This window comes from Flavobacterium johnsoniae (genome assembly GCF_030388325.1).
Taxonomy (GTDB): Bacteria; Bacteroidota; Bacteroidia; order Flavobacteriales; family Flavobacteriaceae; genus Flavobacterium; species Flavobacterium johnsoniae_C.
This window is the reverse complement of record NZ_CP103794.1, coordinates 12,164-30,661: the sequence shown is the minus strand read 5'-3', so window position 1 is coordinate 30,661 and position 18,498 is coordinate 12,164. Positions and strand designations below refer to the sequence as shown.

Here is an 18,498-nt window from a genome sequence, read left to right as displayed (position 1 = left end):
GGACTTATTAGATAATTCTTAATTGTTGTTTGATGCTTTTCATATCTGTTTGGTGAACTAGCGCTGAGTGTGTCAAAGCTAATTTACGTTTTTTAGATTTTTTAGTCAAGATGTGACTTTTAAAAGCATGCTTTCTTTTAATCTTTCCAGAGCCAGTAACTTTAAAACGTTTCTTAGCGCTAGATTTTGTTTTCATTTTAGGCATTTTTCCTAGTGTTTTAATTTATTCTTACTTACTTATATCTTTAGTCTTAAAGTTTAAAAGTCAAAAGTCAAAAGTCAGTTTATGACTTTCGACTTTAAGACTTTAAGCTTTCGACTTATTTCTTTTTCTTCGGAGCAATGAACATAATCATTCTCTTTCCTTCCAAAACAGGCATAGCTTCAACTTTACCGTGTTCTTCTAAATCTTGAGCAAGACGCAACAATAAAATCTGACCTTGATCTTTATAAATGATAGAACGACCTTTAAAGAATACGAAAGCTTTTAATTTAGCTCCTTCTTTTAAGAATTTTTCAGCATTCTTTCTTTTAAATTCGTAATCATGCTCGTCAGTTTGAGGACCAAATCTAATTTCTTTTACAACAACTTGAGAAGATTTAGCTTTTAATGCTTTATCTCTTTTCTTTTGTTCGTAAACAAATTTCTTGTAATCCATAATTTTACAAACTGGCGGTTCAGCATTTGGTGAAATTTCAACCAAATCCAATTCAAATTGATCTGCCAATCGTAAAGCATCAGCAAGCTTAAAAACACCTGGTTCGATGTTCTCACCTACTAATCTTACTTCTTGTACGCCACGAATAAGGTTGTTTATTCTGTGTGCATCTTTTTTTTCTACTCGAGGTTGAAAACCTCTGTTGCTTCTTATTGCTATGACTTTCTAATTTAAGTTAAACTGTAAATACTTTTAATGTCTTTTTTATTTCTTCGTCTACAATCGAAGCAAATTCTTCGATAGAAACGGTAATGTTACCTTTTCCTTCTTGCCCGTGGCGACGAATAGAAATTGTGTTGTTTTTTTCTTCTTCTTCGCCTACAATCAGCATAAATGGGATTTTTTGCATTTCTGCATCTCTAATTTTCTTGCCAATTGTTTCATTTCGATTGTCAATTAGGGCGCGAATTTCGTGATTTTCTAGCAAATCTAAAACTTTTTTAGCATAATTTTCGTATTTCTCGCTCAAAGACAAGATAATAGCCTGTTCAGGCATTAGCCAAAGTGGGAAATTTCCTGCTGTGTGCTCTAGTAAAATTGCTATAAAACGTTCCATAGATCCAAAAGGAGCTCTGTGGATCATTACAGGACGATGTAATTCATTATCAGCGCCTTTGTAAGTCAAATCAAAACGTTCTGGTAAGTTGTAATCTACCTGAATTGTTCCTAATTGCCATTGTCTTCCTAAAGCGTCTTTTACCATGAAATCTAGTTTCGGACCGTAGAATGCGGCTTCACCATATTCAACAACAGTATTAAGACCTTTGTCTCTTGCCGCGTTGATGATGGCATTTTCAGCTTTCTCCCAGTTTTCATCTGTTCCAATATATTTTTCTCTGTCTTCTTGATCTCTTAAAGAAATTTGAGCAGTAAAGTTTTCAAAGCCTAATGAACCAAATACGTATAGTACAAGGTCAATTACTTTTTTAAACTCTTCGTCCAATTGTTCTGGAGTACAGAAAATATGTGCGTCATCCTGAGTAAACCCTCTAACACGAGTTAAACCGTGCAATTCACCAGATTGCTCATATCTATATACAGTTCCAAATTCAGCATAACGCTTAGGTAAATCTTTATATGACCAAGGTCTAACATTGTAAATCTCACAGTGGTGCGGGCAGTTCATTGGTTTCAATAAAAATTCTTCACCTTCTGCTGGAGTATGAATTGGCTGAAAACTATCAGCACCATATTTAGCATAGTGACCAGAAGTAACATATAATTCTTTCTGACCAATATGTGGACTTACAACTTGTTCGTAACCCGCTTTCTTTTGAGCTTTCTTCAAAAATTGCTCTAAACGCTCTCTTAGCGCCGCGCCTTTTGGCAACCATAAAGGTAAACCTTGACCAACCTTTTGAGAAAAAGCGAACAATTCAAGTTCTTTTCCTAATTTACGGTGATCACGACGTTTTGCCTCTTCAAGAAGTTCAAGGTATTCAGTTAAATCTTTTTGTTTAGGGAAAGAAGTTCCATAAACGCGAGTCAACTGTTTGTTTTTCTCGTCACCTCTCCAATAAGCACCAGCAACACTCATGATTTTTACAGCTTTGATAATTCCAGTATTCGGAATATGTCCCCCACGGCATAAATCAGTAAAAGTGGCATGGTCACAAAAAGTAATCGTTCCGTCCTCAAGGTTAGAAATCAATTCTGTTTTGTAAACATTGTCTTTGTACATTTCTAAAGCTTCTGCTTTGCTTACAGGACGCATTTTGAAATCATACTTTCCTCTTGAAATTTCAAGAATACGATCTTCGATCTTTTTAAAGTCCGCTTCAGAAATTTTCTGATCTTCAAAATCTACATCATAATAGAATCCATTAGCAATTGCAGGTCCAAGAGTTAATTTAATTCCAGGATACAATTCCTCAAGAGCTTGTGCCATTACGTGCGAAGTAGAATGCCAAAAAGCTTTTTTACCTTCAGCATCATTCCAAGTATATAGTATAAGATTACCATTGGTCGTCAATGGAGTTTCGGTTTCAATAGTTGTACCATTAAAAGATGCTGAAATCACGTTTCTAGCAAAACCTTCGCTAATGTTTTTAGCGACCTCCATTGGAGTTACGCCCGAAGCGAACTCTCTAATTGACCCATCGGGTAAAGTAATCTTAATCATTGTTTATAATTTTGTGAATGCAAATATACATGATTACAAAAATACATACAATATATATATGTATAAGATTGCTTTATTATATGAGTGCTGAAAAGATGTTGTATATATGAGTGGTTTCTTGCTTGCACAGCCCGACAGATTTTGAAAACCTGTCGGGTTTGTTTTTACACATATATATAAGGAAGAAATTAAATCCCGATTTTCCGTAGAGGCGCACCGCAGTGCGTCTTATGCGCAAAGCATATGGAAAACAGAAAAGGAAAGATTTTGATTGGTTTAATGTTTATAAGGAGCTGTTTCCCGCTATCCGCTCCAATCTTTTTATGGCGAACCCCGCCATAAAAAGGATTTCCGCTCCTATCGGGGCTATGGATCGCGTCTTGGGAAGATACATCAGCGGAAAAAGAGGCTTGAAGATCCATTTCGGGAGCAGATAGGGATTAAAAGCGCATTTCAGGATTTAGGCTTTTCCAATAAAAGAGCCTTAAAGGTTGGGAAATCCCCAGAACCGCTGTCGGGAAAACCCGGAAAATAACCAAAAACGCATGCGGATTCAGAAAAACGCCACAAAGGATGGAAAAACTTCGAAACGTAAAGAAGCCGTTATCAATAAGTTAAAAAATAATTTGAGAAAAGGCGAAAAAAAGAGGTGCAAAAGTGTTGTATAACTGGAAAAAGGTTCTACTTTTGCACCCGCAATCAGCAAGATGCTCATCGAAATACTGCAAAGGGATAAGAATCGAAAGAAAAGAGATTTTCGAAAAAAAAGATTCGGAAAAGCTTGCAGGAAAAGAAAAAGGGTTTTACATTTGCACCCCGCAAAACAGGGAAGGTTCATTGATAGATTGGAAGGGAAAATGGGAAAATGGAAACGAAAAAAAAGTTTCAAATTTTTTGAATTTTTTCTTGCAGGAAATAAAAAGAAGTTTTAGTTTTGCACCCGCTTTGAGAGATAAGCGAAAAACAAAAGAAGACACGTTCGTAGACATATTGAATTGACAGCCGTTTTGAAAGAGATTTCAAAACAGAAAAAATAAGAGTAATGGAATCGAGAGATTCGAAAAGAACCGACTGGAAAAGCATCGCATAATAATATAAAAATATACGATGAAGAGTTTGATCCTGGCTCAGGATGAACGCTAGCGGCAGGCTTAACACATGCAAGTCGAGGGGTAGGATTCTTCGGAATCTGAGACCGGCGCACGGGTGCGTAACGCGTATGCAATCTGCCTTTCACAGAGGGATAGCCCAGAGAAATTTGGATTAATACCTCATAGCATTATAGGATGGCATCATCTTATAATTAAAGTCACAACGGTGAAAGATGAGCATGCGTCCCATTAGCTAGTTGGTAAGGTAACGGCTTACCAAGGCGACGATGGGTAGGGGTCCTGAGAGGGAGATCCCCCACACTGGTACTGAGACACGGACCAGACTCCTACGGGAGGCAGCAGTGAGGAATATTGGTCAATGGGCGCAAGCCTGAACCAGCCATGCCGCGTGCAGGATGACGGTCCTATGGATTGTAAACTGCTTTTGTACGGGAAGAAACACTCCTTCGTGAAGGAGCTTGACGGTACCGTAAGAATAAGGATCGGCTAACTCCGTGCCAGCAGCCGCGGTAATACGGAGGATCCAAGCGTTATCCGGAATCATTGGGTTTAAAGGGTCCGTAGGCGGTCTTGTAAGTCAGTGGTGAAAGCCCATCGCTCAACGGTGGAACGGCCATTGATACTGCAGGACTTGAATTATTGGGAAGTAACTAGAATATGTAGTGTAGCGGTGAAATGCTTAGAGATTACATGGAATACCAATTGCGAAGGCAGGTTACTACCAATCGATTGACGCTGATGGACGAAAGCGTGGGTAGCGAACAGGATTAGATACCCTGGTAGTCCACGCCGTAAACGATGGATACTAGCTGTTGGGGGCAACTTCAGTGGCTAAGCGAAAGTGATAAGTATCCCACCTGGGGAGTACGAACGCAAGTTTGAAACTCAAAGGAATTGACGGGGGCCCGCACAAGCGGTGGAGCATGTGGTTTAATTCGATGATACGCGAGGAACCTTACCAAGGCTTAAATGCAGACTGACCGATTTGGAAACAGATCTTTCGCAAGACAGTTTACAAGGTGCTGCATGGTTGTCGTCAGCTCGTGCCGTGAGGTGTCAGGTTAAGTCCTATAACGAGCGCAACCCCTGTTGTTAGTTGCCAGCGAGTCATGTCGGGAACTCTAACAAGACTGCCAGTGCAAACTGTGAGGAAGGTGGGGATGACGTCAAATCATCACGGCCCTTACGCCTTGGGCTACACACGTGCTACAATGGCCGGTACAGAGAGCAGCCACTGGGCGACCAGGAGCGAATCTATAAAGCCGGTCACAGTTCGGATCGGAGTCTGCAACTCGACTCCGTGAAGCTGGAATCGCTAGTAATCGGATATCAGCCATGATCCGGTGAATACGTTCCCGGGCCTTGTACACACCGCCCGTCAAGCCATGGAAGCTGGGGGTGCCTGAAGTCGGTGACCGCAAGGAGCTGCCTAGGGTAAAACTGGTAACTAGGGCTAAGTCGTAACAAGGTAGCCGTACCGGAAGGTGCGGCTGGAACACCTCCTTTCTAGAGCCCAATCCGTTAGCCGCAAGGCACGATTGGGAAATAAGATGCCGGACGGTAGGTTTGGAATCGTGATTGCATTACTCTTGCTGTTAATTTAAAAAAATGATGAAAATTAAGTAAAACAGAGTCTCGTAGCTCAGCTGGTTAGAGTACTACACTGATAATGTAGGGGTCGGCAGTTCGAGTCTGCCCGGGACTACTATTTGGCTTGATTTGAAGGAAATTCTGGAAGCTGGGATTCACCAAAGGAAATTAGAGAAGAATTAGAAATCTAAAATCTGAATTCTAAAATCTAAGATTCAAAATGGGGGATTAGCTCAGCTGGCTAGAGCGCCTGCCTTGCACGCAGGAGGTCAACGGTTCGACTCCGTTATTCTCCACAGTTCCGAAAGGAAAAAAGTTCATTGACATATTGAGATAAGAAAATAATAAGAAAGTAGAAAGCGTTTTTCTGATTCTAACAGATAGGAAAAACAAAAAAAACGGTCATAATTGATTTTATGATTGGTGCAATAAGCAAAATAAGGGCGCATGGGGAATGCCTAGGCTCTCAGAGGCGAAGAAGGACGTGATAAGCTGCGAAAAGCTGCGGGGACTGGCACACACAGATCGATCCGCAGATATCCGAATGGGGCAACCCGCTATGCTGAAGGCATAGCACACCGATAGGTGGGCAAACCCGCTGAACTGAAACATCTAAGTAGGCGGAGGAGAAGAAAACAAAAGTGATTCCGTAAGTAGTGGCGAGCGAACGCGGATTAGCCCAAACCAGTTATGTTACGGCATAGCTGGGGTTGTAGGACCACGGCATTTTATGTGCAAGGAACCGGAAGCTTCTGGAAAGGAGCGCCATAGAGGGTGACAGCCCCGTATGGGTAACGAGCATAATAGATAGTGGTATCCTGAGTAGGGCGGGGCACGTGAAACCCTGTCTGAATTTGGCGGGACCATCCGCTAAGGCTAAATACTCCTGAGAGACCGATAGTGAACCAGTACCGTGAGGGAAAGGTGAAAAGAACCGTGAATAACGGAGTGAAATAGATCCTGAAACCATGCGCTTACAAGCGGTCGGAGCCCTTTCGTGGGGTGACGGCGTGCCTTTTGCATAATGAGCCTACGAGTTAACGTTGCCGGCAAGGATAAGTGGTTAAGCCATGGATCCGCAGCGAAAGCGAGTCTGAATAGGGCGCTTTAGTCGGCAGTGTTAGACGCGAAACCGTGTGATCTACCCATGGGCAGGTTGAAGCTGTGGTAACACACAGTGGAGGACCGAACCGGTTGACGTTGAAAAGTCTTCGGATGACCTGTGGGTAGGGGTGAAAGGCCAATCAAACTCGGAAATAGCTCGTACTCCCCGAAATGCATTTAGGTGCAGCGCTGATGACAGTTATATAGAGGTAGAGCTACTGATTGGATGCGGGGGCTTCACCGCCTACCAATTCCTGACAAACTCCGAATGCTATATAATGTTTCACAGCAGTGAGGGCTTGGGTGCTAAGGTCCAAGTCCGAGAGGGAAAGAACCCAGACCATCAGCTAAGGTCCCCAAATATATGTTAAGTTGAAAGAACGAGGTTTGTCTGCCCAGACAGCTAGGATGTTGGCTTGGAAGCAGCCATTCATTTAAAGAGTGCGTAACAGCTCACTAGTCGAGCGGACGAGCATGGATAATAATCGGGCATAAACATATTACCGAAGCTATGGATTTTGCAGCAATGCAAAGTGGTAGGGGAGCATTCTGACAGGGCAGAAGGTGTATCGTAAGGTATGCTGGACCGGTCAGAAAAGAAAATGTAGGCATAAGTAACGATAATGCGGGCGAGAAACCCGCACACCGAAAAACTAAGGTTTCCACAGCTATGCTAATCAGCTGTGGGTTAGTCTGGTCCTAAGGCGAACCCGAAAGGGACAGTCGATGGCCAACGGGTTAATATTCCCGTACTTCTTATTGCTGTGATGGGGTGACGGAGTGATGAAAGCGCCGCGAACTGACGGAATAGTTCGTTAAAGCACCTAGCTATAGGCTCTCTAGGCAAATCCGGAGAGTTTGGTGAAATGCGATAGTACTCGGAGTCTTCGGACAAAGAGATAGTGCGCCTAAGGGCTTCCAAGAAAAACCTCTAAACTTCAGGCAATAAGAACCAGTACCGTAAACCGACACAGGTAGTTGAGGAGAGAATCCTAAGGTGCTCGAGAGATTCATGGCTAAGGAATTAGGCAAAATAGACCTGTAACTTCGGGAGAAAGGTCGCCCCGAGCAATCGGGGCCGCAGTGAAGAGGTCCAGGCGACTGTTTATCAAAAACACAGGGCTCTGCAAAATCGTAAGATGAAGTATAGGGCCTGACACCTGCCCGGTGCTGGAAGGTTAAGAGGAGATGTTATCTTCGGAGAAGCATTGAATTGAAGCCCCAGTAAACGGCGGCCGTAACTATAACGGTCCTAAGGTAGCGAAATTCCTTGTCGGGTAAGTTCCGACCTGCACGAATGGTGTAACGATCTGGACACTGTCTCAGCCATGAGCTCGGTGAAATTGTAGTAACGGTGAAGATGCCGTTTACCCGCAGTGGGACGAAAAGACCCTGTGCACCTTTACTATAGCTTAGTATTGACCTTGGATAAATGATGTGTAGGATAGGTTGGAGACTTTGAAGCGGCGTCGCCAGGCGTTGTGGAGTCATTGTTGAAATACAACCCTTTGTTTATCTGAGGCCTAACCCCGCGATGTGGGGGACAGTGCTTGGTGGGTAGTTTGACTGGGGTGGTCGCCTCCAAAAGAGTAACGGAGGCTTCTAAAGGTTCCCTCAGTACGCTTGGTAACCGTGCGTAGAGTGCAATGGCATAAGGGAGCTTGACTGAGAGACATACAGGTCGATCAGGTACGAAAGTAGAGCATAGTGATCCGGTGGTTCCGCATGGAAGGGCCATCGCTCAAAGGATAAAAGGTACGCCGGGGATAACAGGCTGATCTCCCCCAAGAGCTCATATCGACGGGGGGTTTGGCACCTCGATGTCGGCTCGTCACATCCTGGGGCTGGAGAAGGTCCCAAGGGTTGGGCTGTTCGCCCATTAAAGTGGCACGCGAGCTGGGTTCAGAACGTCGTGAGACAGTTCGGTCTCTATCTACTGCGGGCGTTAGAAATTTGAGTGGATCTGATTCTAGTACGAGAGGACCGAATTGGACTAACCTCTAGTGTATCTGTTGTCCCGCCAGGGGCACCGCAGAGTAGCTACGTTGGGAAGGGATAAGCGCTGAAAGCATATAAGCGCGAAACCCACCACAAGATGAGATTTCTTTTAAGGATCGTGGAAGATGACCACGTTGATAGGCTACAGATGTAAAGGCAGTAATGTCACAGTCGAGTAGTACTAATAATCCGTAAGCTTATGCACACCCTTTTCCTCCCGAGCAATCGGGAGGAGAGAACTTTCTAAAAACACTTATTTGTTTCTTTATCTCAGTATGTTAAAATATTGTTTTAATTATTAATTGTCAATTATCAATTATTAATTAAAAAGCTGCTTGCAGCGAATGACCTTAAGGTGGTTATTGCGGCGGGGCTCACCTCTTCCCATCCCGAACAGAGAAGTTAAGCCCGCCTGCGCAGATGGTACTGCAGTCATGTGGGAGAGTATGTCGTCGCCTTTCTTTTGAAAACCCTATCCTAATCGGATGGGGTTTTCTGTTTTTATAGATTTTCGGAAATTTGAATGCTTATTTCTAACATTCAATTTTTGTTAAATTATGGTCAATTGTCGGTCTTATGGTTCAATACTTTAGAATTTTAGAATTTGAATGAGTATTTTTGTGTTTAAATTATTTATTAAACATGAAGAAAAGTATTTTACTGTTTGCACTTTTTGTTATCACAAATTTAAGTGCACAACAACGTCCCAAATTAGTTGTAGGTATAGTTGTCGATCAAATGAAAATGGAGTATTTATACCGTTTTTCAGATGATTTTTCTCCAAACGGCTTTAAAAGATTAATGAATGATGGTTTTACTTTCCAGAATATGCACTATAACTATATGCCAACTTACACTGCTCCTGGACATGCTTCAATTTATACTGGAACAACCCCAGCTACACATGGAATTGTTGGGAACGAATGGTTCAGTAGAAGTCTTGGAAAAGAAATGTATTGTACAGATGATGCCGGTGTGAAAACAATTGGTGATGGCACAGCAGAAGAAGGTGCAATGTCTCCTAAAAACCTTCAAAGTACAACAATTACAGATGAAGTAAGAATGGCTACAAACTTTACTGGTAAAGTAATCGGAATGAGCCTTAAAGATCGTGGTGCGATTCTTCCAGCTGGTCATTTTGCAAACTGGGCATTTTGGTACAGTAAAACGGGTTCGTTTATTTCTAGTACATTTTACGGCGAAAAACTGCCAGAATGGGTTTCTGAATTCAACAATGAAAAAAACTACTTAAAATATATCAATAAAGGCTGGGATTTATATAAGCCAGCTTCTGTATATAACGAAAGTCTTCCAGACAACAATCCTTACGAAGGTAAATTATATGGCAGTGCAGCACCAGTTTTTCCATACGATTTAAAAACTATGTATGAAAAGAATGATGCTGGAATTATCCGTGCAACTCCTTTTGGAAATGATTTATTAGCAGAATTTGCAAAGAGAGCAATAGAAAAAGAGGAACTTGGAAAAGATAATATTACCGATTTCTTAACAGTTAGTTTTTCTTCTACAGACTATGTTGGTCATTTATTAGGGCCAAGATCAATGGAACTTCAGGACACTTATTTAAGATTAGATCAAACAATTGCTGATTTTTTAGCTTATCTTGATAAAACAGTAGGAAAAGGTAATTACTTACTATTCTTAACAGCTGATCATGCTGGTGCGGAAAATGTGATTTATTTGAAAGATCGTAAGTATAATGTTGACAATTATCCTTCAAAGGAAGTTAAGAAAAGCTTACAAGACTTTTCAACTAAAACTTTTGGAGTTGATATAATTCAAAATTATTCTAATTTCAATGTTTTCTTTAACAGACAAATTATTAAAGACAAAGGTTTAGAATTAACTAAGGTAAAACAAGCTTTTAAAGAGTTTCTAATCTCACAGCCACAAGTTAAAAAAGTCTACACGGAAGAAGAAATTTTGGCTAATGCAGGAAATGACTATTCTTTAAATTTTGTTGCAAAAGGATATGATGTTACTCAAAATGGAGATTTAGTAATTGTAGATAAACCTGGAGATATTGAATATTCAACTACGGGGACTTCACACGGAACGATTTATACTTATGATACTCATGTTCCAGCCATTTTTTATGGATGGCATATTAAAAAAGGTGAATCTTATGATAAAAAGTCTATTACTGAAATTGCACCAACAATAGCTCAAAAAATAAAAGTTACTTTTCCTAATGGAACTGAAGCAAAAGTATTGCAAGAGGTTTTAGATGCTAAAAAGTAAAATAATAGAACTAAAAACCTGTACTGAAAAGTACAGGTTTTTTTATGCATAAAAAAGGCTTTTCAATAAAGAAAAGCCTTTTTATAGTGACTTATAATAATAGTAAGCACTTATTTAAGTAATAGCACTATGCGTTTGCTAATACTATTTCTTCGTTAAAAGGAAGATTCCAAGCTTCAGCAACTCCTTTGTAAAGGATTTTTCCGTTAGCAACATTTAATCCTTTTTTCAATTCTTCGTTTTCAGCACATGCTTTTTCCCATCCTTTGTTAGCTAATTGTACTGCATATGGTAAAGTTGCGTTTGTTAAAGCTAAAGTAGAAGTATAAGGAACGGCTCCTGGCATATTAGCTACACAGTAATGAACGATATCATCAATGATGAAAGTTGGGTTTTCGTGAGTTGTTGGAGTACAAGTTTCGATACAACCACCTTGATCTACAGCTACGTCAACAACAACAGTTCCTGGACGCATTAATTTAAGCATGTCACGAGTAATCAAGTGAGGCGCTTTTGCTCCTGGAATTAAAACTGCCCCAACAATTAAATCAGCATCTTTAATTGCTTTTGTAATATTGTAGTGATTAGACATTTCTGTATTTACGTTAGCGGGCATAATGTCATCTAATTGACGTAAACGTGGTAAACTTAAATCCATGATAGTTACTTGAGCACCTAAACCTGCAGCCATTTTTGCAGCTTGAGTTCCTACGATTCCTCCACCTAAAACTAAAACTTTTGCAGGTGGAACACCTGGAACACCACCTAAAAGAATTCCTCTACCTTTTAATGGTTTTTCAAGGTATTTTGCTCCTTGTTGAATTGCCATACGACCTGCAACTTCAGACATTGGAACTAATAATGGTAAGCTTCTGTCTGTTTTTTCAACAGTTTCGTAAGCTAAACAAACAGCTCCTTTTTCTAACATTGCATGAGTTAATTCTTCTGAAGATGCAAAGTGAAAATAAGTGAATAATAATTGATCTTTTTTAATTAAAGGATATTCAGAAGCAATTGGTTCTTTTACTTTAATAATCATTTCGGCAATAGCATAAACTTCTTCAATAGTTGGTAAAATTACCGCACCAGCTTCAGCATATTCTTCATCAGCAAAACCACTTCCTAAACCTGCCGTAGATTGAACATAAACTGTATGTCCATGTTTTTTCATTTCTGAAACACCCGCAGGAGTTAATGCAACTCTGTTTTCGTTATTTTTTATTTCTTTTGGAACACCTATTATCATCTTTTTATATTTTTTGTTTTTATAGAAATTTGTTATTACAAATCTACAGAGAGAGAATAAATTATGGTTTAACGATACTTAAATAAGAAAATATTATTTTATTTTTTATTTTTACAGAAAAATATTCTGTTTTGAATTGAAATTTAATCTTCAAAAAGAAAAAAAGACTAAAAATTATTAATCTAATAAAACGTTTTCGTTATGGCTTTAGATGAAATTGACAAAAAAATCTTACGTCTTTTGCAGGAAGATGCGCATTATACTTTAAAAGACATTGCAAACAAAATAAATTTGTCTTTAACTCCAGTTCATGATCGAGTGAAACGTCTTGAGAAAGATGGTATTATAGAAAAATATGTAACGATTTTAGACAAGAAAAAACTCGGAAATAATCTCACAGTTTATTGTCAAGTTACACTCACAAAACAAACTTATGATACATCTGAAGGTTTTAATCAGTCGATTTTGAATTTGCCTGAAGTTGTAGAATGTAATTATGTTTCAGGTAATTTCGATTATATGCTTAAAATTATAATTCCAGACATGGAAAGTTATCATCATTTTCATCAGAAAAAATTATCTGTTTTGCCTGAGGTTTCTTTAATTAATACTGTTTTTGTTATTTCTGAAGTAAAAAGCACAACAGTTTTACCAATTTAAAACAAAAAACCATCAAGATAAATCTCGATGGTTTAAAGAAAAAAAGTTAGTTTGGTTGAATTAATAATAAGTATAACGTCTTACTTTGGCAATATATTTTGCTAAGCGAATTACTTGATGACTGTAACCGTATTCGTTATCATACCAAATATAGAGTACAATATTTTTTCCGTCTTTTGAAACAATTGTTGCATTACTATCATAAATTGATGGAGCAGATGTGCCAACAATATCAGAAGAAACTAATTCATTATTCAAAGAATATTTTATCTGTTCGACCAATTCGCCTTCCAAAGCATATTTTTTCATCGCTTTATTTATTCCAGCAATTGAAGTTGCTTTTTTAACTTCTAAATTTAAAACCGCCAAAGATCCATTTGGAACAGGAACTCTAATGGCATTTGAAGTTAGTTTTCCTTCTAGGGATGGAATTGCTTTTGAAACAGCACTTCCAGCTCCAGTTTCTGTAATGACCATATTTAAAGCCGCAGCTCTTCCGCGACGGTATTTTTTATGCATATTGTCTACCAAATTTTGGTCGTTTGTGTAAGCATGAATCGTTTCTAAATGTCCTTTTGCAACTCCAAATGTTTCTTCTATAACTTTTAAAACTGGAGTAATAGCATTTGTTGTGCAAGATGCCGCAGAAAAAATATCAAGTTCATCGGGATTAAAATCGTTCTGATTTACGCCATGTACAATATTTGGAACTCCTTTTCCTGGTGCTGTCAATAAAACTTTACTAACTCCAATTGACTTTAAATGTCTTTTTAGAGCTTCTTCGGTTGTAAATGCGCCAGTATTATCAATAACTAAAGCGTCATTAATTTCAAATTGCGTATAATCTATTTCTTCTGGTAAATTTGCTGTAATAACATGAACTGTAGTTCCGTTGATAATTAAAGCATTATTTTTAGAATCGGCAATTACAGAACCATGAAAATCCCCGTGAATCGAATCATAGCGCAATAAAGAAGCACGTTTCTCTAAAGTTACAGCGTCATTTTTATCTCGGGTTACAATGGCTCTCAAACGCAATTGACTTCCTTTTCCAGTTTTAGACATTAACTCTCTTGCCAATAATCTTCCGATTCTTCCAAAACCATATAAAACAACATCTTTTGGTTGAATTTCTTTGGAAGATTTTGATTTTTTTAATTTTTCGATTACAAAATATCTCGCATCAGGATATTTTTCATCTTCTAACTGATATTCATAAGTTAGTTTGCCTAAATCTATTTTTGCAGGCGGAAGATCTAAGGTTAAAACGACTTTTGCAATTTCTACTGAATCAAAAATAGTGACTGGTTTTCCAACAAATTCTCCTGCATATTGATGCAAATTAATTATGTCGCTGACATTTTTATCTAATAATTGATTTTTAAATAAAACCATCTCGATAGATTTGTCATACCATAAATCGCTTATAATTTTGATTAATTCGACCCCAGCTCTTCTTCGGTCGACTTGTAATGATACCTCTTTTTGGTACAATGATTTGTTATTCATAATGGATTAAATTGAAATAATAAAACGCTCACTTATTTTATAATTTGGCGCAAAAGTATCTATTTCAATCGATTTCGTAAACTATTTTAGCATTTATTTTTTAAAAAGAAAAAGCCACCTTAATTTCTTAAGATGGCTTTTTTTTTAGTTTTCAGTCGCAGTCTCAGTTTACAGTTTTTAGTAATTGGAAACTGTCACCGAAAACTGAGACTTAAATAATAATTCTAAAAATCTCTCCGTTTCTATTGATCATTTCAATTCGAACGCTTTGACCTTCGTCTTTTTTACTTAAAAGTTTAGAAACAGTTTCAACATTTGTTGCTTTTACATTATCAATACTTAAAATGATATTTCCTTGCAATTCGTTTTGATATTGCATTAAATTCTCATTTGTAATGTTTTTGATTTTAACACCATAATCAATTCTGAATTTCTTTTTGTCTACAGCATCAATATTTTCTAATTCAATTCCTTTAAATTCAGCGCTGTAAAATTCATTTTTACTTAAAGTTACAGGAACAGTTTTAGTTTTTCCGTCTTTAATATAAGTTACTTTTACAACATCATTTGGACGTTTAGTGTTGATATAACCGGAAAGATCTGCAAAAGTTGAAATATTCTGATCATCCAATTTTACAATAATATCTCCTTTTGTAAGTGTCGCTTTTTCAGCTCCTGAATTTCTAGAAACTTTATCTATATAAAAACCTTGTGTTTCAGAGATACCTAATACTTTAGAAGCATTACTATTTAATTCACGGCCTTCAACGCCCAAAATACCTCTTTGAACATTTCCGTATTCCATAATATCCTCAATAATTTTTCGAGCGATATTTGAAGGAACTGCGAAAGAATATCCAACATAAGAACCCGTCATAGAAGAAATCATAGTATTTATTCCGATTAATTCTCCTCTTGCATTTACTAACGCTCCACCGCTATTACCTGGATTTACAGCAGCATCAGTTTGAATGAAAGATTGAATTCCGCTTTGATCTAAATTTCTCGCTTTCGCGGAAACAATTCCTGCCGTTACAGTAGAAGTCAAGTTGTACGGATTTCCGACTGCCAACACCCATTCACCAACTTTTACATTATCTGAATTTGCAAAAGCAGTGTAAGGCAATTTTTCGTCGGTATTGATTTTTAAAAGGGCAATATCCATTTTAGAATCTGTACCAATTAACTTCGCTTTGTATGATTTTTTATTGTTTAAAGTAATTTCGATTTCTGTAGCATCTTTAATTACGTGATTGTTAGTGACAATATATCCGTCTTCAGAAATAATGACTCCAGAACCAGTCCCTACTTGTTCTTGTTGCTGTTGTCCGCCATATCCATAGAAAAACTCAAGCATTGGATTGCTTACGGTTCTTCTAGAAACATTTTTTACGTGAACAACGGTATGAATTGTCTTGTCTGCGGCTTCGGTAAAATCAACTGTTTCCGCTCCTAAGCCAACATTTTTTCCATATGAGTTAGGGGCAAGAGTTACTACAGAATTTCCTTTTCCAAAAATAGAATTGTTGCTTTCAAATAATAACTTGTAAGCACCAAGAGTAATAGCACCACTTAAAAGTGAAACTAAAAATAAGGATGAAAATCTTTTCATATCAGAATTTGTAATTAAGTTATTAGAATTTATGTCATGTTATTTAACGTAAATTTACTTCAAAAAATTATTCGTAAAAATGGTTTAACGCTCTTTAACAATGATTAACATTTCATTAATTAATAGTTCGTACTTTTGTACTTCTAATGACTAAAAAATGCAAATAGAATTTTATAAATATCAAGGAACAGGAAATGATTTTGTAATGATTGATAATCGCTCAAATTTCTTTCCAAAAGAAGATGTAAAACTTATTGAACGCTTGTGTGACAGGCGTTTTGGAATTGGAGCTGATGGATTAATACTTTTAGAAAATGATTCTGAAACCGACTTCAGAATGGTGTATTATAACTCAGACGGAAATCAAAGTTCGATGTGCGGAAATGGTGGCCGTTGCCTTGTTGCTTTTGCCAATCAATTAGGAGTAATTGATGACAAAACTACTTTTATTGCAACCGACGGATTGCATCATGCTTCAGTAAACAACGATTCAATTGTTTCTTTGCAAATGATTGATGTGAATGAAATACAGAAAAAAGATTCTTATACTTTCTTAAATACAGGTTCTCCTCATCATGTTCAAATCGTTGAGGATTTAGAACATTATAATGTAAAAGAAAATGGCGCTGCCATTCGTTACGGAGAATTATATGGAGAAAAAGGAAGCAATATCAATTTCGTAAAAAAAGTAGATAACGACACTTTTTCTTTAAGAACTTATGAAAGAGGAGTTGAAGACGAAACTCTTGCTTGCGGAACTGGAGCTACAGCCGTTGCAATTGCTATGAATGCGATTGGAGAAACAGATAAAACTTCAATTAATTTAAATGTGGAAGGCGGAAAACTTGTCGTTTCTTTCGATAAAAATAATGATGGTTATACAAATGTTTTCTTAACAGGTCCTGCCAAATTCGTATTTAAAGGCACAATTGAGATTTAAATCTAAAATCTACAATCAAAATCTAAAATTGTAAAATGATAACATTAAAAGGAGATTCAATTTATTTGCGTGCACTTGAACCCCAAGATTTAGAATTTATTTATTCTATAGAAAATGACGAAAATATCTGGGAAGTCAGCAATACGCAAACTCCTTACAGTCGTTTTTTGATTAAACAATATTTAGAAAATGCTCATCAGGATATTTATGAAGCAAAACAACTTCGTTTGGCAATCTGTAAGTATGAAGATTTTCCTGCTATCGGATTGATAGATTTGTTTGATTTTGATCCGAGAAATAATAGGGCAGGAATTGGAATTGTTGTTCAAAAAGAAGAAAACCAAGGCAAAAATATTGGTTCTGAGGCTTTAGAGCTTTTAATAAAATATTCTTTTTACAATTTAAATCTCCATCAATTATATGCAAATATTGGTGTGCAAAATGTAGCCAGTGTCGCACTTTTTACTAAATTTGGTTTTAAGAAAATCGGAATAAAAAAAGACTGGATTTTGTATCATAACCACTATCAAGATGAAGCAATTTACCAGCTAATTAATAAACAAATTTAAATTTTAAGCTTTGAGTCTAAAAAAAATAATCACGATAAGTGCCGTAGCCATAATTTCAGTTTTATTGATTTATGGTTTTATATTAATAAGCCGAATTTTTGGTGCAAATACAAAATTCGAAGAAAAAGAAGTCTATGTTTATGTGCCAACAGACGCTAATTATGCCGATGTTAAAAAGATATTGGCTCCTTATGTAAAAAACTTTGACAACTTTGAATTGGTCGCAGAAAAACGTGACTATCCTGAAAATGTAAAATCGGGCCGTTTTCTTTTAAAGAAAGGCATGAATAATATTGACTTAGTGCGAGCAATGCGATCTAATGTTCCCGTTAAATTGGTATTTAATAATCAGGAGCGTTTGGAAAACTTTGCTGGAAGAATTGGTTCTGAAATAGAAGCTGATAGTTTATCTTTATTAAAAGCCATTAAAGATTCTACGTTTCTAGCTGCAAACGGATTTAATGAAGAGAACGTTTTTGCAATGTTTATTCCAAATACGTATGAGATTTATTGGAATACATCGGCAGAAAAATTCAGAGATAAAATGATAAAAGAATATCATAATTTCTGGACAACAGAAAGAATTGAGAAAGCAAAAAAACAAGGTTTAACTCCAGTTCAAGCAACAATTTTGGCTTCAATTGTTCATAAAGAATCTGTTAAAAAAGACGAAAGACCTCGTATTGCAGGCGTTTATTTGAATCGTTTACGTTTAGAAATGCCTTTACAAGCAGATCCAACGGTAATTTATGCTTTAAAATTACGAGACAATAATTTTGATCAAGTTATAAAAAGAGTTTTTTATAACGATTTGGTAATGAGATCTCCATATAATACTTACGTAAATAAAGGGCTTCCTCCAGGACCAATTGCAATGCCTGATATTACGGCTTTGGAAGCGGTTTTAAATCCTGAGAAAAATGATTTTATCTATTTCTGTGCAAGTGTAGATCGTTTCGGATATCATGAATTTGCGGCAACTTTGGCAGAACATAATGTAAATGCAAAAAAATATTCTGACTGGATCGCAAGTCAAGGCGTAACGAGATAATTTA

Annotated in this window: 11 protein-coding genes, 2 tRNA genes and 3 rRNA genes; 10 read left to right on the top strand and 6 right to left on the bottom strand. The window is 37.4% G+C overall.

The window, feature by feature from the left end:
- Positions 1–7: 7 nt before the first annotated feature.
- The 3 genes from rpmI to thrS all read right to left on the bottom strand — a co-directional run bounded on the left by rpmI (position 8) and on the right by thrS (position 2,841).
- Complete coding sequence (gene rpmI, locus NYQ10_RS00140) at positions 8–205, bottom strand: 50S ribosomal protein L35 (RefSeq protein ID WP_026727505.1); 198 nt, start codon at positions 203–205, stop codon at positions 8–10.
- 115 nt (positions 206–320) lie between these two features.
- Positions 321–872 carry a translation initiation factor IF-3 gene (gene infC, locus NYQ10_RS00135; RefSeq protein ID WP_317207159.1) on the bottom strand — a complete coding sequence of 184 codons (552 nt, stop codon included), beginning with the start codon at positions 870–872 and terminating at the stop codon, positions 321–323.
- A gap of 22 nt (positions 873–894) precedes the next feature.
- On the bottom strand, positions 895–2,841 hold the full coding sequence (thrS, locus tag NYQ10_RS00130; protein ID WP_289878373.1) for a threonine--tRNA ligase: 1,947 nt from the start codon (positions 2,839–2,841) through the stop codon (positions 895–897).
- A gap of 1,104 nt (positions 2,842–3,945) precedes the next feature.
- Here thrS and NYQ10_RS00125 point away from each other — a divergent pair.
- The 6 genes from NYQ10_RS00125 (at position 3,946) to pafA (ending at position 10,907) form a co-directional block, all read left to right on the top strand.
- A 16S ribosomal RNA gene (locus tag NYQ10_RS00125) occupies positions 3,946–5,459 on the top strand.
- Positions 5,460–5,584: 125 nt separating this feature from the next.
- Positions 5,585–5,658: transfer RNA gene (locus NYQ10_RS00120), tRNA-Ile, on the top strand.
- 107 nt (positions 5,659–5,765) lie between these two features.
- Positions 5,766–5,839, top strand: a tRNA-Ala gene (locus tag NYQ10_RS00115).
- 129 nt (positions 5,840–5,968) lie between these two features.
- Positions 5,969–8,850: ribosomal RNA gene (locus NYQ10_RS00110) — 23S ribosomal RNA — on the top strand.
- Between the two features lie 146 nt (positions 8,851–8,996).
- Positions 8,997–9,106 (top strand): 5S ribosomal RNA (gene rrf, locus NYQ10_RS00105).
- The 16S, 23S and 5S rRNA genes sit together here with 2 tRNA genes alongside, the layout of an rRNA operon.
- Positions 9,107–9,287: 181 nt before the next feature.
- Entirely contained in the window at positions 9,288–10,907 is a 1,620-nt protein-coding gene (gene pafA, locus NYQ10_RS00100) for an alkaline phosphatase PafA (protein WP_289878372.1), read from the top strand.
- 127 nt (positions 10,908–11,034) lie between these two features.
- On the opposite strand, the gene ald is transcribed toward pafA, so the two are convergent.
- On the bottom strand, positions 11,035–12,153 hold the full coding sequence (gene ald, locus NYQ10_RS00095; protein ID WP_289878371.1) for an alanine dehydrogenase: 1,119 nt from the start codon (positions 12,151–12,153) through the stop codon (positions 11,035–11,037).
- Positions 12,154–12,354: 201 nt separating this feature from the next.
- Here ald and NYQ10_RS00090 point away from each other — a divergent pair, with 201 nt between their 5' ends.
- On the top strand, positions 12,355–12,813 hold the full coding sequence (locus NYQ10_RS00090) for an Lrp/AsnC family transcriptional regulator (protein ID WP_053474073.1): 459 nt from the start codon (positions 12,355–12,357) through the stop codon (positions 12,811–12,813).
- 60 nt (positions 12,814–12,873) lie between these two features.
- Here NYQ10_RS00090 and NYQ10_RS00085 read toward each other — a convergent pair whose 3' ends face one another.
- Positions 12,874–14,322 carry a glyceraldehyde-3-phosphate dehydrogenase gene (locus tag NYQ10_RS00085; RefSeq protein WP_289878370.1) on the bottom strand — a complete coding sequence of 483 codons (1,449 nt, stop codon included), beginning with the start codon at positions 14,320–14,322 and terminating at the stop codon, positions 12,874–12,876.
- 211 nt (positions 14,323–14,533) lie between these two features.
- Positions 14,534–15,934 (bottom strand): trypsin-like peptidase domain-containing protein, encoded by a 1,401-nt coding sequence (locus NYQ10_RS00080; RefSeq protein ID WP_289878369.1) that lies wholly within the window; start codon positions 15,932–15,934, stop codon positions 14,534–14,536.
- Positions 15,935–16,091: 157 nt separating this feature from the next.
- On the opposite strand from NYQ10_RS00080, the gene dapF reads away from it, so the two are divergent.
- From dapF to mltG, 3 genes are read left to right on the top strand one after another with little or no spacing between them, the layout of a single operon-like run.
- On the top strand, positions 16,092–16,874 hold the full coding sequence (gene dapF / locus NYQ10_RS00075; protein ID WP_289878368.1) for a diaminopimelate epimerase: 783 nt from the start codon (positions 16,092–16,094) through the stop codon (positions 16,872–16,874).
- Between the two features lie 35 nt (positions 16,875–16,909).
- Positions 16,910–17,443, top strand: a complete 534-nt coding sequence (locus NYQ10_RS00070) for a GNAT family N-acetyltransferase (protein ID WP_289878367.1) — start codon at positions 16,910–16,912, stop codon at positions 17,441–17,443.
- Between the two features lie 10 nt (positions 17,444–17,453).
- On the top strand, positions 17,454–18,494 hold the full coding sequence (gene mltG, locus NYQ10_RS00065) for an endolytic transglycosylase MltG (RefSeq protein ID WP_289878366.1): 1,041 nt from the start codon (positions 17,454–17,456) through the stop codon (positions 18,492–18,494).
- Positions 18,495–18,498: the final 4 nt, after the last annotated feature.

Bases quoted from the DNA above. Each gene is read 5' to 3' on its own strand.
- rpmI (WP_026727505.1), bottom strand. From the start codon at position 205: ATGCCTAAAATGAAAACAAAATCTAGCGCTAAGAAACGTTTTAAAGTT.
- thrS (WP_289878373.1), bottom strand. From the start codon at position 2,841: ATGATTAAGATTACTTTACCCGATGGGTCAATTAGAGAGTTCGCTTCG.
- pafA (WP_289878372.1), top strand. From the start codon at position 9,288: ATGAAGAAAAGTATTTTACTGTTTGCACTTTTTGTTATCACAAATTTA.
- ald (WP_289878371.1), bottom strand. From the start codon at position 12,153: ATGATAATAGGTGTTCCAAAAGAAATAAAAAATAACGAAAACAGAGTT.
- NYQ10_RS00090 (WP_053474073.1), top strand. From the start codon at position 12,355: ATGGCTTTAGATGAAATTGACAAAAAAATCTTACGTCTTTTGCAGGAA.
- NYQ10_RS00085 (WP_289878370.1), bottom strand. From the start codon at position 14,322: ATGAATAACAAATCATTGTACCAAAAAGAGGTATCATTACAAGTCGAC.
- NYQ10_RS00080 (WP_289878369.1), bottom strand. From the start codon at position 15,934: ATGAAAAGATTTTCATCCTTATTTTTAGTTTCACTTTTAAGTGGTGCT.
- dapF (WP_289878368.1), top strand. From the start codon at position 16,092: ATGCAAATAGAATTTTATAAATATCAAGGAACAGGAAATGATTTTGTA.
- NYQ10_RS00070 (WP_289878367.1), top strand. From the start codon at position 16,910: ATGATAACATTAAAAGGAGATTCAATTTATTTGCGTGCACTTGAACCC.